We start from the raw sequence: 18,023 nt of genomic DNA, 5'->3' as shown, positions 1-18,023 counted from the left end.
GAAGAATTGGTAAATTTCATAGAATTTTTGAAACCACTGACCTACGTTAAAATGAGTCAAGCAGAAAAAATACCTACCCTTCAACCTTCAGAAATGACAGGTTTCCATTCACATTCGATTGATTGGCAGCCTGTCATTTCAAATACAAAACACCAGTTTTTTCATGTCAATCGCTTAGAAGACTTTGTACATAAAATCAAGTTTCCGTTGCCGCCTCACCGCAAAACAATTTTTGATTTTTTGTATTTAAAAAAAGGATCAACTAAACGTAGCAAAGGACTCAATAGTTATGAATTTGGCAAATCGACCATTTTCTTTTTACCTGCCTATCAGATTACACAACATGAAATGATGAGTCCAGATATTGAAGGTTTTTTCTGTCATTTTGATGAAAAAATATTTCAGTTTTTGCCTAAAAATTACCTCAATGAACACTTTTCTTTTTTTCAATTTCAATCAAATCCAATAATCCAACTTTCACCAAATACTCAAAAACAAATTGAATGTATTTTTGAACGATTATTATCTCTTTATGAAGACCAAAATGACATTGATACCAACCTTACAGCAGCCTATTTATTAACACTTTTTGAGGAAATCAAAAAGGAAATACCACACCAAACCAAAAAGACCAAAAACGCATTTTTTCAAGTAACCGAACAGTATAAAAATGCTTTAGCACAAAATATTTATCAGAAACAAAGTATCACCGAATATGCCGAAATTTTGCATATTTCGCCCAATTATTTGAATAAATGTGTAAAAAATAGTATTGATAAAACAGCACAAGATTTACTCAACGAAATGTTAATTTTGGAAGCCAAAACATTACTAAAATATTCAAATTTACAAGTTGCCGAAATAGCCGTAAAACTCTGTAATCAAACACCTAGTAATTTTGCGAGATTTTTTAAAAATCAAACAGGAACGACTCCAAAAGAGTACCTCATAAAGTATTGATTTTGAATAGTATTAGTTTATTTTTGATTCACATACTTAAAATAGCAAGTATTATTTTTACAATGTTTTTTATTGAAATATTGCAATTAAAAGATCAAAATGAATGAATTTCACAATTAAACATAAAACAGGAATTGATGAAACCTTGCTTTGGAAGGCTTTTAAGGCTGGAAATGAGCATGCTTTTGGTGAGATTTATCAAAATTATATTCAAGCATTAATCAATTATGGCTATAAAATAACATCCAATCGACAATTGATTCAAGATGCAATTCAAGACTTATTTGTTGAACTCTGGAACAGCCGCCAAAGATTAAGCGAAACCGATTCGATTAAATTTTATTTATTTCGGGCATTAAGAAACAAACTCACACAGCTTCTTCAACATGAACATTTTGACTCAATTGATGATACTTATGAATTATTGTTTGAACAATCTTTTGAGTATCAAATGCTCGAAAATGAAACACAAGTACAGCATATCGAACAATTAAAAACTGCTATTTCTCAGCTTACCAAACGCCAACAGGAAGCCATCAATCTGCGTTATTTTCATGATTTTTCTAACGAAGAAATTGCCCAAATGATGGATTTGAACTATCAATCTGCTTGTAAATTACTTTATTCTTCTCTTAAATTTTTGAAAGAAAATATCAAATACTCAATCTTTCTTCCATTTATTTTTAATTGGTTTTAAATTTTTATAAAAATTTTTCAAAAAAATAGGATTAAAATAATAGTTTCCTTCCATTAGGTAATAAAGAAAACTTTTTATCTAATGACAGGCGATTATTCTACTTTTGAAATTGAAGATTTTTTATCGGACGATTCATTCAAAAATTGGGTGCTTCATCCTGATTCTGTCGATAGTATTTTCTGGAAAAACTACCTCGTCAATTTTCCCAATCAGACCAATAAAGTCTTCATTGCCAAACAATTGATTCTTGATTTAAGAGAATCACAAAAAACCACCAACGACACACAAACGGCAGATATTATTTGGAAAAACATTCAGACAAGTTTACCAAAAAAATCAAAAATTTTGCGTTTCAGATTCAACATTCTTAGGGTTGCTGCATCAGTGGCATTATTAATAGGTTGTTGGTTTATTTACCAATTTTTTTCTAATGATTCGACCAATTTAGTCTTGCGATCTATGAGCAAAAACGCTCAAATACAAGATATTGAGGAAGTTAATAATACTGGAAAAGTAATGCGAATTCATTTAAGCGATGGAAGTGTGGTAAGTTTAGAACGAAATAGTCGTTTACGTTATTCTCAAGATTTTAATGCTCAGACACGAATCGTATACTTGAAAGGAGAAGCTTTTTTCGATATTACAAAAAATCCTGAAAAGCCCTTTTTGGTGTTTGCCAATGAAATCGTAACAAAGGTTTTAGGAACGAGTTTCCGAATAAAAGCCTACGAAAATGATAAAAACATAACGGTTTCGGTTCGTACAGGACGGGTTTCCGTTTTCCCCAAATATGAATTTGATTTGATTGAAGAAAAACAAAACCAAACACTTTCGGGACTTGTGCTTACGCCTAACCAAGAGGCTATTTATTTACGAAATGAAGAAAGACTTAATAAATCGCTTGTTGAAAACCCAGTTTTAGTCGATTCATCACCAAAAAAATATGATTTTACTTTTGAAAACACACCAATCAAAAACGTTTTCAGCTTGCTAGAAGACGCTTATGGCGTTGATATTGTGTTTGATGAAGAAGTTTTTAAGGGCTGCTCTTTAACAGTAGGATTGGAAGATGAAGACCTTTTTGAAAAATTAAAAATCATTTGTAAAACCATCGGTGCAACTTACCAAGTAATTGATAGTCAAATCGTTATCAATGGACGAGGATGTTAAACATCAGTTATTAAAGTATTAAAATAAGCATAAAAAAAGTCGGCAATGCTTGCAACATTACCGACTAAACCTAAAATTTCCCCCGAAAACTCTCTTGCAAAGATATTCGGGTCTGTCTTTACCAATTCCCTATTATTAACTAATAAAAACAATTCAAATCTATGAAAAAAAATCAACTATTTGTCAAAACATTGTGGACGATTATGAAAATCTCGTGCCTTCCAATATTTCTTGTGATGCTAACTTTTGGTTTAAGTATCGCCAAAGATACCTTTGGTCAAGAACTATTGAATCGTCGAGTTACGATTCAAGTAAGTAATCAAGAACTCAAGGATGTGCTTTCAAAAATTGAAAAAACGGCTAACGTAAAATTTAGTTTTGTACCACAAATGATAACCTCAACTGATAAGGTTACCTTATCGGTCAAGGAAGAAACGCTCGAAACAACATTAAATAAAGTATTAAGACCACTTCAAATTAACTATGAAGTTTCAGGAAAATACATTGTTTTAACAAAAAATGTATCAACTTTAGAACCAATAAGTATAAAAAATTTCCCAAACGTAGTATCGGCAGAAATAAGCATTGAAGGCAAAGTTTCTGCCGAAAAGGGAGAAGCACTTCCTGGCGTTGGTATTATGATAAAAGGCACAAAAAAAGGTACAGTAAGTGATGCAAACGGTAATTATTCGATTGATGTTCCCGATACAAAATCTATTTTGATATTTAGTTTTTTGGGTTATAAAACCAAAGAAGTTTCTGTTGGTGGTCAAACAACAATCAACGTAAGTTTAGAAGAAGATGCCGAAACTCTAGATGAAGTGGTTGTAACAGGGGTTTTCGATAAGCGTACTCGTATGGAGTCATCCGTTGCGATTTCGACTTTAAATACAAAACAAATAGATAGAATTGCCGTAAATAGTGCTGCCGATTTATTAAAAAATATCCCAGGTGTTTTTGTCAATTCATCATTAGGTGAAATTCGTAATACGGTTTATTCTCGTGGGGTTTCGGTGGGGTCAAATGATGGTGCTTCGGGTTATTATTATGTTTCAATGCAAGAAGATGGTTTGCCTGTTACGAATGCTACTTATGGCAATTATGGGCCCGATTATTTTTTACGTACTGATGCTACTTTAGGTAAATTAGAAGCGGTTAGGGGTGGAACTGCCTCAATTTTAGGAAATAACGCACCAGGTGGAATTTTTAATTATGTATCGAAAACGGGTGGCCAAACTTTTGCAGGAGAAGTACGTGCAAAAGTAGGTTTAGAGGGAAATGGCAAAAATCCATTTTACCGTACTGATGTAAACTTCGGAGGACCATTGGGCAAAGATAAGTCTATCACTTATAATATTGGTGGTTTTTACCGTCAATCAGATGGGGCAAGATACCCAGGCTACCCAATGAATAATGGTGGACAATTAAAGGCCAATATTGTGAAAACTTATAAAACTGGCAGTATAAAATTATATGCTAAAGTGCTAAATGACCACAATGCTTGGTTTGAGTTTTTGCCAACAATTGGTTTCACTAATCCACAATTACCAGCGGGTGTTGAACAAACAAATTCTGTTTTGATTCCATCGGTAGTTTCAGACTTTACGGTCAATGATACTGGTGTAAAAAAGCACTATGATTCTCGTGACAAAATACACTCAAAGGATAATGCAATGGGTTTAAACTGGGAGCAAACCTTTGGTGATGGTTGGACGATTGATAATAAAATACGTTATTCGAGCAAAAATGCAGCTTGGAATACAACAGCCGTAGCGTATCCTTTTGCAGCGGATGGGCTGGTATTTTACGCAATTCCTGGACTTTTGGGACAGTTTGGAACTTATAATTTCATGGACCAATCAACTGGTACACAATTCGGTAAAATCACACAAGCACCAAATATAATCAATGGAAATTTTGCTGGATTCAATTTTATCGATCAAGGCAGTAACTTTCCTGGTACTTCCATTCAGAAAAACTCTTTGTTCTTTAATCCATGTTTCTTTATGGAAAACAACATGAAAGAGTTGATTGATCAATTTACAATTTCAAAGAAACTTAAAAACATGAGTTTTACGGCAGGTATGTTTTATGCAAACTCTTCATTAAATCGACTAAACTCGACTGGTGCTGGAATTGCCTTTACTCAAATGACTTCTCCTTATCCAACACTTACAAAAATCACCTTAAATGGTTTTGATGGCAAAACCTATCAAGTTACTAATACTGATGGAGTAATTGGTGGTGCAGGAAGTTCTGCTCCTGTTAATATTCAAGATGCTACTCAAAAGCAAACTGCTATATTCTTCGGGCATAACTGGTCTATCAACTCAAAAATTAACTTTGATTGGGGGCTTCGCTATGAAAACGTAGGTTATAATGGTACAAACCAAGTGGCAAGCACCGTTGCTTCGACTACAGGCGGTTTTGATGGAAACCCGTTAACTTTATATGATAATAATTCGGGTAAAATCACGGCTACGTACGCTTATAAAGACAAGAAAGTAAGTACATTTTCATTTTCAGCAGGTTTGAACTATAAATATTCTGATAATCAGGCAATTTATGCACGTTTTTCACAAGGTAGCAAAGCTCCAGATTTAGATATGTTTATTAACGTTAATACAGCATTTGGGGTAGCAAATTTGAATCCAATTGCCCAAAAAGTACAACAAATAGAGGTGGGATATAAATTAAAATCGGGTAATACTAATTTGTTTGTAACGCCATTTTTCAGTATTTTGAGCAACGTACCACAGCAAACAATTGGTCAAGAAACGGCTGATTTAGCTTCAACTTATGCACTACCTGTGTTATATAATAAAATAACGACAAAAGGAATCGAAATCGAAGCAAATCATAACTTCTCCAAAGAATTTAGTGTGCGTGCGGTTGCCACTTTCCAACAGTCAACAGCTACTGTTTTCCAAACTTGGATAGTGGGTAATAATGGTAAAGCAGATGATAAAATTCAAGATTTTTCAGGCAACGAAACCGATAATAATGCCAGAACTATTTTCAGATTATCTCCTACTTATAATAAAGGAAAATTTTATTCGTCTATTGATTTTTCTTACATGGGTAAGCGTGCAGCCAATGTTCCAAATGCGTTTTCATTACCTGCATTTAACCAAACAAATTTGAACGTAGGATATAACATTAGCTCTAAATTGCAATTGCAAGCTAATATAAATAACTTATTTAATCAAAACGGAATTATGGGATGGTCGGCACCTGGTGGTTTCCCGGCAGCTCTCGACCGTCAAGGATTTACAAAAGCTAGACTTGAAGCAAACCCGAATGCAGTTTATTCGACTTTAAGTTTGCCTCCAAGAGCATATTTCTTGACTATTAGTTATAAGTTTTAATATTCCATCATAGACAATACCAAATAGAAAGGTAGAGTTCCCTGCCTTTCTATTTCATTTTTTTAATAAATTTTAGCCTCATAAACTAAATATTATCAATGAACCAACTACGCCTCATCTTCGCCTTGCATTTATGTGTTGCCCAAATACCAACTGCAAGTCCTATGCATGGAAGATTACCAAAAGGCACGGTTATTCATGGCAATATTCCGTATAATAAAGATACACTCAAAAATTATTTGCTTGATATTTATCTGCCTGCAAATGCCAAAGAAAAAGTGCTTTCGGGCGGCATCCACCTCATAGCTATTATTCAAAGTGTCGGTTGGATGGACAATGATAAATTGGCTAATAACGGTTTTGCCATAGCTCCAATTTATTGTGATTTTACACAAAATACCATTTTTACTGCCATCTTACAAGATTATAACTAAGCAGTTTCGTTTTTGTACGACAATTATCGATTGTAAAAGAAGCTGCTCTTTTTGGGAAAATATAATATGTAGAAGAGATAAGAATAAAAGTGATTGATTTTTTGAATGAAGTAGTAAAATGAAATGAGATATGAATAAATTCGCAAGAAAATAAAGTATAATCTCAATTTATTATGATGCAAAATAAACTTTTCGATAATCAAGTAGCCATCGTTACAGGAGCAGGCGTAGGCATTGGCTTTGAAGTGGCTCGTCAATTAGCTTTACAAGGAGCAAAAGTCGTTTTAAATGATATTAGTGGTGATTTAGCTCAATCGGCAGGCCTGAAAATTAGAGAACAAGGTGGTTTATGTGAAACTTTTATTGGAGATATTTCAGAAATGGAAATCATCAAAGGAATTGTCAAGTTTACAGTAAATACCTTCGGAAAATTAGATATTTTGGTTGCCAATGCAGGCGTTACAACCTTTGGTAATTTTTGGGAATATCAACCCGAATCAATGCAAAAACTATTACAAATAAATCTTTTCGGCACTTTTTTTCTGACGCAAGCTGTTACCAAACAAATGGTTTCTCAGGGTAATGGAGGAAGTATTTTACTGACTTCGTCGGTAACGGCTCATGCAGCACATCTCAACTTGGCCGCTTATGGCATGACGAAAGCCGCTATCGACCAATTAGCAAAAAATTTGATCGTTGATTTAGCACCGCACAACATCAATATAAATACGGTTGTACCAGGAGCAACTTTAACCGAACGCACACTCGAAGATACTGAATATATCGAAACTTGGTCTCGAATTACGCCATCAGGTCGACCATCCACCATCAACGATATTGCCAATGCTGCTTTGTTTCTGGTTTCGCCATTATCCAGACAAATCATGGGACAAAACCTAGTGGTTGATGGCGGATGGGTTTCGGTGGGAGTTTCCCCTTATTGATTTAAACATATAAATAACATGATACGACACGCTGTAATTCTAAAATTTAAAGACCAAATAAGTGAAACTAGCAAACAAGCATTTTTCGATGCTGTTGATAAGCTCGCAGCAATTCCAAATGTTCAAAAATTTGAAGTTTTAAAGCAGATTAGTTTAAAAAATAAGTTTGAATATGGCATTTCGATGGAGTTTGATACACAAGAACAATACGATTTTTATTCAAATCACCCCGAACACATTGCTTTTATAGATAATTTTTGGCAAAAAGATATTGAAGATTTCCTAGAAATAGATTATCAGTTGTAAAATAAAGATTTCATTATTTAACCCCCTATTATGTATTAAAATGAAAAAATATTTAAAAGCCATCGGTCTAAGTTTCGCTATATCAATAGCTAGTTTGATAAATAGCCAAGCTCAAACCGATTTACAGAACAGTTTTCAGAATCCGCCAAATTCGGCAAAACCACGGGTTTGGTGGCATTGGATGAATGGGAATATTACCAAAGATGGTATTCAAAAAGATCTTGAATGGATGAATCGAGTTGGTATTGGTGGATTTCAGAACTTCGACGCTAATCTTTTTACGCCTGTTGTTGTACCAAAAAAATTGGTGTTTATGCAACCTGATTGGAAAGATGCCTTTAAGTTTACCACCGAATTAGCTGATAAAAAAGGACTTGAAATGGCCATTGCTGGTTCTCCTGGTTGGAGTGTAACAGGCGGTCCATGGGTAAAACCAGAAGATGCCATGAAAAAATATGTTTGGACAGAAGCATTGATTTCGGGTGGAAAAAAGCAAATCATTCAGTTACCCAAATTGCCCGATGTTATTGGAAAGTACCAAGATGCAACAACATCAGCGGGTGGTGTAATGGGCGGTTTTATTGGCCCAAAACCACAATATGCTGCTGATGCAATGGTGATAGCCTATAAATTGCCATCAAATGAAAAACATCTGATGGATTTAAACCCAAAATTCACCAAAAGTGGTGGCGATTTTGACACAAAAGTGATGCTCAACCATGATATAAGTAAAACGTATTTTTTACCGCCAATGGAAGTTGGCAAAGATATGTGGATACAATATGAGTTTGATTCTCCTCAAACCTTCAAGGCATTTGCAGTAGGTATGGGCGAAGCTGGTGAATTAGCAGAATTTAACGGAGGTCCTACTAATCGTAGCCTAAAAGTGAGTGATGACGGTGTAAATTTTAAAACCGTTGCTAAGGTTTCCAATAGCACATTGCCATTTATTACAACTGCAATTCCTGCAACTACTGCTAAATATTGGAGAATATGTTTTGAAACACTTCCTGCTACAATCAGTCCAATTGCTGCCATGATGGGAATGACCGAAATACCTAAGCCAAGTGGTACAAACATTTCAGAGTTTGTACTTTTCAACACTTCACGTATTGACCAAGCGGAAGACAAAGCAGGTTTTTCGGCTTGGAAAGAAGAAGGGAAACTAGGCGGAAGTGAAGATATTGACGCTATACCGACACAAGATATTGTTGATTTAAGCGAAAAAATGAATGCCGATGGTAATATCGAATGGGATGTTCCCGCTGGAGATTGGATGGTTGTTCGTTTAGGGTATTCGCTTACAGGTCGTCAAAATCACCCAGCTTCTCCAGAAGCTACAGGTCTTGAAGTTGATAAACTTGATAAAGCGGCTGTACGAAGATACATCAATACTTATCTTGATATGTATAAAGATGCAACAGGCGGTTTGATGGGGGCTAAAGGACTTCAATATATGGTTTTGGATAGTTACGAAGCTGGACACATGAACTGGACGAAAGATTTCCCTGCTGAATTTCAAAAACGTCGTGGGTATGATATTAAAGTTTGGATTCCTGTATTAACAGGTAGAGTTGTGAAAAGCCTTGAAGCGAGTGAAAAGTTTTTGTGGGATTTCAGAAAAACTATTGGAGAAATGATTGCAGAAAACCATTATGACCTCATTGGAGAAGAACTACACAAAAGAGGAATGAAACGCTATACCGAGTCGCACGAAGGCGGGCGTATCTACTTAGCCGATGGTATGGATGTTAAACGCAATGCTGAAATTCCGATGTCAGCAATGTGGACACCAGGAAGTTTAGCAGGCGGAAATGACGAAGAAGTACGTAGTGAAGCTGATATTCGTGAAGCAGCATCAGTTGCAAATATTTATGGACAAAACATTGTAGCAGCCGAATCAATGACGGCTATTCAAAATGCTTTTTCTTGGCATCCAGAAAAACTAAAACGCACAGCCGATTTGGAGATGGCTTCTGGGTTAAATCGTTTTGTGATTCATACGTCGGTTCATCAACCACTTGACGATAAAAAACCAGGTTTTTCACTTGGTCCATTCGGTCAATATTTTACTCGTCAAGAAACTTGGGCGGAAGCTGGAGCAAAAGCTTGGATGAGTTATTTGGGTAGAAGTTCATATATGCTTCAACAAGGCAAAAACGTGGCGGATATTCTTTATCTATATGGTGAAAATACCAATATCACTTGGGTTTGCCGTGAACAACTACCAAATATCCCAGCAGGGTTTGAGTTCGATTTTGTCAATTCATCGGCTTTAATCAATGCTATTCAAGTTAAAAATGGCCAATTAATTGCTAAAAGTGGAAATTCTTACCGCCTGTTAGTTTTGGATGAAACGACAAAATACATGACTTTACCAGTTTTGAAAAGAATACAAACACTTGTAAAAGAAGGAGCAAAAGTTGCTGGTTCAAAACCCGAACAATCGCCAAGTTTGGGCGATAATCCAGTGGAATTTCAAGAAATTGTCAACGAAATTTGGAATAATTCAAAAGTTCTGAAAGGCTCAATATCTGATGCCTTGAAAGCCTTAAAAATAAATGAAGATGTTATCATTAAAAATGCTACTTCAAAAATTCTTTATCGCCATCGTCAAACTTCCGAGCAAGATATTTATTGGTTAAACAACCGAAGCGAAAAACAAACTAGTTCAGAAGTTAGTTTTAATATTTCTGGCAAAACTCCCGAATTATGGAATCCTATTACAGGGAAAACCGAAAAAGTTGCTTATCAAATCAAAAATGGAAGAACAATCATTCCTCTAACATTTGAGTCTTGGGATGCGTTTTTTATCGTTTTCAATACTACAAAAAATGCACTAGTTAATTATGAGAAACCAATAAAAAAAGAAACGACGTTAGCTCAGATAGCAAGTCCTTGGAAAGTGCATTTCAATGATAAAAATGTTGTTTTTGACAAATTAACGTCTTGGTCTGATAATGCTGATGTTGACGTTAAATATTTCTCAGGAACTGCCACTTACGAAAACACATTAAAAATAGCTTCGATTGATAAATCAGCTAAATATGAGATTGATTTAGGCAATGTAAAAAATATCGCTGAAGTAATTGTGAATGGCAAAAATATGGGTGTTGTTTGGAAAACTCCATTCAAAATAAATATTACAGAAGCCGTAAAATCTGGTGAGAATACGATTCAAGTAAATGTGACCAATTTATGGGTAAATCGACTCATTGGCGATGCTCAACCCAACATAAAAACAAAAACTACTTTTACGACAATGCCTTTTTATCAGGCAAACTCACCCCTACTACCTTCGGGTTTAATAGGAGACGTAAAGATTTATTTAGTAAAATAAAAAGTTTTTATGCAGTTATAAAGGACGATAAATCTTCTTTTATAACTGCATTGCTTTAAAAGAACGAACCATAGTATTACTATTTCTCTACTTTTATTTCAAAAGGCGATGCAGGTAACATAGTTTTATTGTACAAATTGGCTTTTTCAGGATTATCAGCCCAGCCATAACGCACATAACTTGGTGTTTTTACATCATCACTCCAAACGACAACCTTGTTTCCTTTAATTTTAGCTTTTGCCCAAATAAATTTTTTATCTTCACCAGCTACCGAAAAATGGGCTAATTCTTGTCCATTTTTTGCAATCAATCCTCCACCAACTTCAGTAAAACTAAGTATTATTTGATTATTTTTTAATTGAGCAGCACGAATAATTGGTCCTGAAAATGCAAGCTTATTTTCGTGGTAAGCCATTTTTTTAGCCAATAATGCTAGTCTTTTCCCAACATCTTCTTTATTGTGTGGATGAATATCATTCCATTCTCCTAAATCAGCAATTACCGCCATACCCGTATTGGGTTCTGAAAGAGACTCTAATTGTGCCTGCCTCAAAACCGCCCAATTACTTTCTGATGGCTGTTCTTTTTTCTCTAAATAATTAGCTAATTGAACATATAAAAACGGAAAACTTCCCTGCTTCCATTGATTTCTCCAATCTTTTATCAAAGTCGGTAAAAGTTTATTATAATCTTCAGGATTATCAGTGTTCGATTCGCCTTGATACCACAACGCTCCTTTAATTGTAAAATTAGTCAGCGGAGCAATCATGGCATTATATAGCCCCATCGGTTTCCATCTGATAGTAGTTTGCTCGGCAATAGATTGTACTTGTGTACCTACTTTATATTTCCAAGTTCCTTTGAGCGATACAGTATCATCAGGAAAAATAAGTTGATAAGGTTTATCAGACACAAAACCTCCTTTGCCTAAACTATTGATTATTCTAACACTGATTGTATTGCCTTTTTCTTTCAAAACTCCACTCGGAATCTGGTATTTTCTTGGTGGATATTGATAGCTAGTTGTGCCAATAAATTTATCATTGATAAAAACAGAATCTGCATCGACAATTCTTCCCAAAAATAAACGGGCAGTTTGTTTTGCTTGTGAATTAGATAAATCAAAGTTTTTTCTAAACCATACTGACCCTGTTTTGATTGTCGCATCAACATCTGACCAATAATTTGGAATTTCCATTTTCCCCCAATTTTCATCATCAAGCTTGGTACTGTACCAATTATTTTTCAAGCCTTCATCAGATTTATTAAGTAATCCGTACCAATCAGCATTAATTTTTCGGTTGCTAGCTTCTATTTGTTCGATAAGATTTTTATCACGAAATTTCAAACCTTCTTCATAATGCGTTGGAAATTGCTTCAAAGACTCTTCGCTAATCCAGGCCTGAATTGGCGAACCGCCTAAGGCTGCGTTGATGATACCAATCGGAATTTGATATTTATGATACAATTCATTCGCAAAAAAATAGGCAACAGCCGAAAAAGAATAAATGGTTTTAGGATTTACCGAAACCCATTGGCCGCCAACAAAATCGTTTCTTTTTTCATTGAAATCATATACATCAGGCACCGTAAATTGTCGAATCTTTGGATTATTTGCATTAGCGACAACAGTGGGATATTTGTCTTTTACACGCTCCATCATCAACTCCATATTCGATTGCCCGCTACAAAGCCAAACATCTCCAAACCAAACATCTTTTACTTTTACCACATTGCTTGCCGTAAAATCTAGTTCAAAAGGGCCACCTTGAACATGTGCAGGCAATTTAATAGACCAATCACCTTTAGCATTAGCTTTAGTATGAAAAGTTTTTCCATCAAAAACCAATTTAATATCTTCATTTGCCGAAGCCCAACCCCAAACCTTCAATGGCGTTTCTCTTTGCAAAATAAGTCCATCGCTAATCAACTTTGGTAAGCGAATTTGAGCATTTGAATAAAGAGAAATAAGTAGAAAATACACTGCAATAAACTGCTTCATAATAAAAATTATTTATATAAATATAATTCTACTCTTTGAACACTTATCTGATTTGTTGCAATATTCACATGGCGACCTTGATGGGTTTGGTCGCCATTGAGGTGTCGTTTTACTTTCCAAACATTATTTTCAAAATTACCTTCATCAACCTTTAATAATCCCACGTTTAGGTCTTTGTTTTCACGGTGTTTGAAAGTAATAACTACGCCAGTTCCTGCCACAAAAAACTCATCTTCTGCCGTTTGAATAATTATGGCACTCCCCAAAGGCCAAGTGTCGGTTTTAGCTCCTGGAGTCCAACTTAATGTATAATCATGTTTGCAAGAAAGCTCATATTTACCCATTCTAATGACTGTTTCGGCGTCACCTTTACTTAATAAAACGCCTTTGATTTTGGCTTGACCTTGGTTAGTAGTTATCAACTGACTCAATTCTTTGATTAATCCATACATTTTACCTATAGGTTCGTCTTCAGGTTTTTGAGTTGATTCAATCGAAAAAGGTGAAAATCCGATGCCTTCATAATTGGCAATCGTAAAAAGTGCTTTGGCAGCAACCGTATTATCAAAAACGTGTTCGGGAACAAATAATACATCATCTTGACGAGTATAAAGGTCGCACCAATGTTTAAAATCGGGGTTATAAAAATCGGGTGAAAGAAAATCTACCGAAGTACCTGCGGCTTTCCAAACATCCATCAAATGCGGTAACGGCCCAGCACTTGGATAATTGCCAGGTTCTCTTCCTATTCGGTTAAGAGCAGCATTGACAAACATCGGTAAAATATATTTTTTTTTGCCAGCTTCGGCTATTTTGTTAGAAAATTTTGCGTAGAAATACGCCATAAAAATCTCATCTGTTTGTAAACTTTTGCCAAAAACCTCTTCCCAATTTCCTTTTGTTTTCAATCCATTTGCCTTCCAAATTTGCAGGAATTCTGGCACGAGCTTTTCTTTATTTTGTTGCAAATAATTCATCAAATCATCTGGGATTGGCTTTTTAAAAGCTTCCTCCGCCAACGATTGATAATCTCTCGCTGAAGGTAGCATACCAATCTCATTTTCTACTTGCACCATAATAACGGTGTGGTTTTTACTATCAAAATCTTTGATGAAAGACATCAGATTTTCAAAAGCACGCTTATCGGACTCTAATACATTTTCGCTAAACGAACTCAATATTTCTTGACTTCTAGCTGTGTTGTCTTTCACCCTTGGAAACCTCTCTTGATTAAGTTTTACCCATGCAGGAGCGTGGCTGCTCATACTATTTTTCCAACTTCCGAACCAAAGAAGCACTATTTTCATATCGTTTTTTCGTGCATCCGTTATCAGTTCTTGGTACAACGAAAAATCAAATTTTCCTTCTTGCGGCTCTATTAATTCCCAATAAACTGGCATAAGTACCGTATTTAGATTCATAGATTTGAGTTTCGGCCACACATTTTGCATATTTTGTGCGGTTGTAGCAGTAGAATTGCCCAATTCGCCTCCAAGAATAATAAATGGTTTATTATCAACAATCAATTGTGTGGCAGTACCTTTTTTTATTAAATATGGATTATTATTTTGTCCACTTCCACAAAAAGGGAGGATAATTAAAACTGAAATAAGTAAGAATGTTTGAAGTTTATTTTTCATCAGAAAAGGGTTTCGTTTTATGGGTCGAAGGTATAAAATGCGGTAAATTTCAAAAAATAGGTTTGCAAAAATATCCAAACAAAGGGCAAAAAACAAGGCAATATAACTAACGCCAAAATTTATCTACTGAAGTAATTAAAACTTTGTTCAACACCAAATAAACCACTAAATTTTAATTGCAGGAAAATATATAAATTACTTAATAACTAAAAAGTAATTGTTTGAATTTCGTAATAAATAATTTGAATTTTGTTAAAGTATTAGCGACACTTCCCATAATTTTGCATCGTGAAATTTAATTCATATTATTAACATATTCCTTTTATTATGATTTCGAAAATTCTCCAAATTAATTTGTTCGCCATATTTTTTCTGTTTTTATCAACAACGGGCTTTTCGCAAAAAAACGATAGTCTAAAATATAAAACTACTGTTTCTGGAGCTTTCACCGCTACAAACAATGGCATTTCGGTTATTCCTACTTTTATGCTAGGTAAACCCGCCACTATTTTTGATTTAACTATACGCAAAAAACGCTTCAGTTTTGAGCCACAATTTAGGTTTGCCATACAAGATTTTAAACCTTGGTCTTTTATTTTTTGGTTGCGATATAAGTTAGTTGATAATAAAAAGCTCAAAATTGGCGTGGGAGCTCACCCATCAACGGTTTTCGGGAATACTGCGGCAACTGTCAATGGCGTAGCAAAAGATTTGATTACGGTTCGACGTTTTTGGGCAAGTGAGATTTCTCCTACTTATTTACTTTCAAAAAATGTAAGTGTTGGTATCTATTATTTATATTCTAGAGGCTTAGCAGACGCTACTAAAAATACAAATTTTGTGGCTCTGAGTGGAAATTTCTCAAATATAAAAATAGCCAATGACATTTCTTTGAGGGTTTCTCCACAGATATATTATTTACAAATGGACACAAATCATGGCTATTATGTTACATCCGCATTTACGTTGACAAAGAAAAAACTGCCTTTAGCGATACAATCTATTGTTAATAAAAAAATACAGTCAACTATTCCTAGTAAAGATTTTGTTTGGAACGTGAGTTTAATTTATTCTTATTAACTAGCAATACAATATTTGAATTTTGTAACTTTGATAAGTTAATTTCACCCTTCACAAGAATATGGAGAAAATAGAATCATTAGAGGATTTTTATAAAAGAAAATTCGATTGGATTCCTGAAAACATTAAAAATGAAATCGGGCATTTCAATGTATTTAAGCATGAGCCAATTGAACCTGGAAAAACGAAATCTCTTCCTTATAAACGAAGAGATTTCTTTAAAATAATGCTCGTCGTTGGAGAAATTGACTTGTGTTATGCAGACCGAGTATTTTCAGTAAAAAAACAGGCACTATTTTTCTCAAATCCGCAGATTCCATACAAATGTGAGAACTTAGAAAAAATCCAAACAGGTTGTTATTGTATCTTCAACCAGCATTTTTTTCATAAATTCGGTGATTTGAACCAATATTCAGTATTTCAACCAAATGGTAACCATGTATTTGAGTTGTCGGACGAACAAGCTGAATTTATTAGTGGCATTTATAAAAAAATGTTTGAAGAAATCAATTCAGAATATATTCACAAATATGATGTGCTGCGAAATACAGTTTTTGAACTCCTTCATTTTGCTATGAAAATGCAGCCTTCTACAACTTTTGATAAACAACAGATAAATGCCTCTCAGCGAATTTCTACGCTTTTTTTGGAACTTTTAGAACGTCAATTTCCAATTGATGAAAATCATCCCAATATTAGTCTGCGTTCGGCTTCCGATTTTGCAAATCAATTGAATGTGCATGTCAATCATCTTAACAGAGCAGTTAAAGTAAGCACGCTAAAAACTACCACCCAAATTATTGCTGAAAGGATTTTGCAAGAGGCAAAAATAATGCTTCAACATAGTAAATGGAATGTTGCCGAAATTGCTTATGCTTTGGGATTTACTGAAGTTACACATTTTAATAATTTCTTTAAAAAGCATACTGAAAAAAGTCCTGTAAAGTTTCGGAATGCTTGATATTTATCAAAATAAAAACTAAAAATGACATCAATGAAAACGAGAATATTAGGAAAAAACTTAGAAGTATCGTCCCTTGGGCTAGGTTGCATGGGTATGAGTTTTGGCTATGGCCCCGCTGGAGAAAAAAGTGAAATGATAAAAGTTATTCGTGCTGCCGTTGAGCAAGGCGTTACTTTTTTTGATACAGCAGAAGTATATGGCCCTTATACTAATGAAGAATTAGTCGGCGAAGCTTTAGCTCCTTTCAAAGGAAAGGCGAATGGTCTTCCGATTGTAATAGCGACCAAATTTGGCTTTAATTTGCAAGATGGAAAAATGGTAGGCGTAAACAGTCGCCCTGAAAATATCAGAAAAGTGGCCGAAGAATCGATGAAACGACTTAAAATTGATGTCATAGATTTGTTTTACCAACATCGTGTTGACCCAAATGTGCCAATAGAAGATGTGGCTGGAACAGTAAAGGATTTGATTCAAGAAGGGAAAGTAAAACATTTTGGACTTTCGGAAGCAGGTGCAAGTACGATTCGTAAAGCACATGCTGTTCAGCCCGTAACTGCATTACAGAGTGAATACTCACTTTGGACACGCCAACACGAAACCGAAATTATTCCTACAATAGAAGAATTGGGAATTGGTTTTGTACCTTTTAGTCCGCTCGGAAAAGGTTTTTTGGCAGGAAAAATCGATGAAACTACTAAGTTTGCCGAAGGTGATATTCGAAACATTTTGCCAAGATACACAGAAGAAGCTCGTGTATCTAATAAGGCCCTTCTAAATGTTATTGAACATTTTGCCCACGAAAAAAATGCCACAAATGCACAAATTGCCTTGGCTTGGGTATTGGCTCAAAAACCATGGATTGTACCGATTCCTGGCACAACTAAACTGCATCGACTGACAGAAAACAATGGAGCAATAAATATTTCTTTCACAGATTCAGAATTAACTGAATTAACAGCAGCTTCAGAAGCTGTGAAAGTGATAGGAACGAGATATACAGAGGCAATGGAAAAATCGACAGGACTTTGATTAATTTTGTTCTCAACTTGCTCAAAAGTTTTTCAAACATTTGAGCAAGTTTTTTTATAAATTTTCACAATATCAAACTTATCTGTTTG

General features: G+C 34.8%; 14 protein-coding genes. 11 read left to right on the top strand and 3 right to left on the bottom strand.

Going from position 1 to position 18,023, the window contains the following annotated elements:
- Positions 1-51: 51 nt before the first annotated feature.
- The 3 genes from MJQ71_RS02375 (at position 52) to MJQ71_RS02365 (ending at position 2,827) form a co-directional block, all read left to right on the top strand.
- Positions 52-960 (top strand): helix-turn-helix domain-containing protein, encoded by a 909-nt coding sequence (locus MJQ71_RS02375; protein ID WP_238804120.1) that lies wholly within the window; start codon positions 52-54, stop codon positions 958-960.
- Between the two features lie 103 nt (positions 961-1,063).
- Positions 1,064-1,657: an RNA polymerase sigma factor gene (locus MJQ71_RS02370; protein ID WP_238804119.1), complete on the top strand. Its 594-nt coding sequence runs from the start codon at positions 1,064-1,066 to the stop codon at positions 1,655-1,657.
- An 81-nt stretch (positions 1,658-1,738) separates the two neighbouring features.
- Complete coding sequence (locus tag MJQ71_RS02365) at positions 1,739-2,827, top strand: FecR family protein (RefSeq protein WP_238804118.1); 1,089 nt, start codon at positions 1,739-1,741, stop codon at positions 2,825-2,827.
- Here MJQ71_RS02365 and MJQ71_RS20855 read toward each other — a convergent pair.
- On the bottom strand, positions 2,824-2,952 hold the full coding sequence (locus MJQ71_RS20855; RefSeq protein ID WP_290370153.1) for a hypothetical protein: 129 nt from the start codon (positions 2,950-2,952) through the stop codon (positions 2,824-2,826). The genes MJQ71_RS02365 and MJQ71_RS20855 overlap by 4 nt on opposite strands.
- 36 nt (positions 2,953-2,988) lie before the next feature.
- Between MJQ71_RS20855 and MJQ71_RS02360 the strand changes: the two genes are divergently transcribed.
- From MJQ71_RS02360 to MJQ71_RS02340, 5 genes are all read left to right on the top strand, one after another.
- On the top strand, positions 2,989-6,195 hold the full coding sequence (locus MJQ71_RS02360; protein WP_238804117.1) for a TonB-dependent receptor domain-containing protein: 3,207 nt from the start codon (positions 2,989-2,991) through the stop codon (positions 6,193-6,195).
- A 98-nt stretch (positions 6,196-6,293) separates the two neighbouring features.
- The gene (locus MJQ71_RS02355; RefSeq protein WP_238804116.1) at positions 6,294-6,629 is read left to right on the top strand and encodes a hypothetical protein; all 336 of its coding nucleotides are present in this window, start codon (positions 6,294-6,296) and stop codon (positions 6,627-6,629) included.
- 176 nt (positions 6,630-6,805) lie between these two features.
- A complete protein-coding gene (locus MJQ71_RS02350; protein WP_238804115.1) occupies positions 6,806-7,573 on the top strand; it encodes an SDR family NAD(P)-dependent oxidoreductase in 768 nt (255 codons plus the stop codon).
- 18 nt (positions 7,574-7,591) lie between these two features.
- A complete protein-coding gene (locus MJQ71_RS02345; RefSeq protein WP_238804114.1) occupies positions 7,592-7,879 on the top strand; it encodes a Dabb family protein in 288 nt (95 codons plus the stop codon).
- 40 nt (positions 7,880-7,919) lie between these two features.
- Positions 7,920-11,219: a glycosyl hydrolase gene (locus MJQ71_RS02340; protein ID WP_238804113.1), complete on the top strand. Its 3,300-nt coding sequence runs from the start codon at positions 7,920-7,922 to the stop codon at positions 11,217-11,219.
- 79 nt (positions 11,220-11,298) lie between these two features.
- Here MJQ71_RS02340 and MJQ71_RS02335 read toward each other — a convergent pair whose 3' ends face one another.
- Both MJQ71_RS02335 and MJQ71_RS02330 read right to left on the bottom strand, forming a co-directional pair.
- A complete protein-coding gene (locus tag MJQ71_RS02335) occupies positions 11,299-13,221 on the bottom strand; it encodes a sialate O-acetylesterase (protein ID WP_238804112.1) in 1,923 nt (640 codons plus the stop codon).
- A gap of 8 nt (positions 13,222-13,229) precedes the next feature.
- Positions 13,230-14,861: a GH35 family beta-galactosidase gene (locus tag MJQ71_RS02330; protein ID WP_238804111.1), complete on the bottom strand. Its 1,632-nt coding sequence runs from the start codon at positions 14,859-14,861 to the stop codon at positions 13,230-13,232.
- Positions 14,862-15,215: 354 nt separating this feature from the next.
- On the opposite strand from MJQ71_RS02330, the gene MJQ71_RS02325 reads away from it, so the two are divergent.
- From MJQ71_RS02325 to MJQ71_RS02315, 3 genes are all read left to right on the top strand, one after another.
- Positions 15,216-15,941, top strand: a complete 726-nt coding sequence (locus MJQ71_RS02325; protein ID WP_238804110.1) for a hypothetical protein — start codon at positions 15,216-15,218, stop codon at positions 15,939-15,941.
- Positions 15,942-16,002: 61 nt separating this feature from the next.
- Complete coding sequence (locus MJQ71_RS02320) at positions 16,003-16,902, top strand: helix-turn-helix domain-containing protein (RefSeq protein ID WP_238804109.1); 900 nt, start codon at positions 16,003-16,005, stop codon at positions 16,900-16,902.
- A gap of 33 nt (positions 16,903-16,935) precedes the next feature.
- On the top strand, positions 16,936-17,934 hold the full coding sequence (locus tag MJQ71_RS02315) for an aldo/keto reductase (protein ID WP_238804108.1): 999 nt from the start codon (positions 16,936-16,938) through the stop codon (positions 17,932-17,934).
- The last annotated feature ends 89 nt before the right edge of the window (positions 17,935-18,023 follow it).

The organism is Emticicia aquatica (genome assembly GCF_923079645.1).
Lineage (GTDB): Bacteria > Bacteroidota > Bacteroidia > Cytophagales > Spirosomataceae > Emticicia > Emticicia aquatica.
The sequence above is the reverse complement of the archived record's forward strand: the minus strand, read 5'-3'. Positions and strand labels throughout refer to the sequence as shown.

What these genes read in the sequence shown, in the direction of transcription:
- MJQ71_RS02345 (WP_238804114.1), top strand. Translation starts at nt 7,592, where the DNA reads ATGATACGACACGCTGTAATTCTAAAATTTAAAGACCAAATAAGTGAA.
- MJQ71_RS02375 (WP_238804120.1), top strand. Translation starts at nt 52, where the DNA reads ATGAGTCAAGCAGAAAAAATACCTACCCTTCAACCTTCAGAAATGACA.
- MJQ71_RS02360 (WP_238804117.1), top strand. Translation starts at nt 2,989, where the DNA reads ATGAAAAAAAATCAACTATTTGTCAAAACATTGTGGACGATTATGAAA.
- MJQ71_RS02365 (WP_238804118.1), top strand. Translation starts at nt 1,739, where the DNA reads ATGACAGGCGATTATTCTACTTTTGAAATTGAAGATTTTTTATCGGAC.
- MJQ71_RS02320 (WP_238804109.1), top strand. Translation starts at nt 16,003, where the DNA reads ATGGAGAAAATAGAATCATTAGAGGATTTTTATAAAAGAAAATTCGAT.
- MJQ71_RS02355 (WP_238804116.1), top strand. Translation starts at nt 6,294, where the DNA reads ATGAACCAACTACGCCTCATCTTCGCCTTGCATTTATGTGTTGCCCAA.
- MJQ71_RS02370 (WP_238804119.1), top strand. Translation starts at nt 1,064, where the DNA reads ATGAATTTCACAATTAAACATAAAACAGGAATTGATGAAACCTTGCTT.
- MJQ71_RS02330 (WP_238804111.1), bottom strand. Translation starts at nt 14,861, where the DNA reads ATGAAAAATAAACTTCAAACATTCTTACTTATTTCAGTTTTAATTATC.
- MJQ71_RS02350 (WP_238804115.1), top strand. Translation starts at nt 6,806, where the DNA reads ATGCAAAATAAACTTTTCGATAATCAAGTAGCCATCGTTACAGGAGCA.
- MJQ71_RS02340 (WP_238804113.1), top strand. Translation starts at nt 7,920, where the DNA reads ATGAAAAAATATTTAAAAGCCATCGGTCTAAGTTTCGCTATATCAATA.
- MJQ71_RS02335 (WP_238804112.1), bottom strand. Translation starts at nt 13,221, where the DNA reads ATGAAGCAGTTTATTGCAGTGTATTTTCTACTTATTTCTCTTTATTCA.
- MJQ71_RS02315 (WP_238804108.1), top strand. Translation starts at nt 16,936, where the DNA reads ATGAAAACGAGAATATTAGGAAAAAACTTAGAAGTATCGTCCCTTGGG.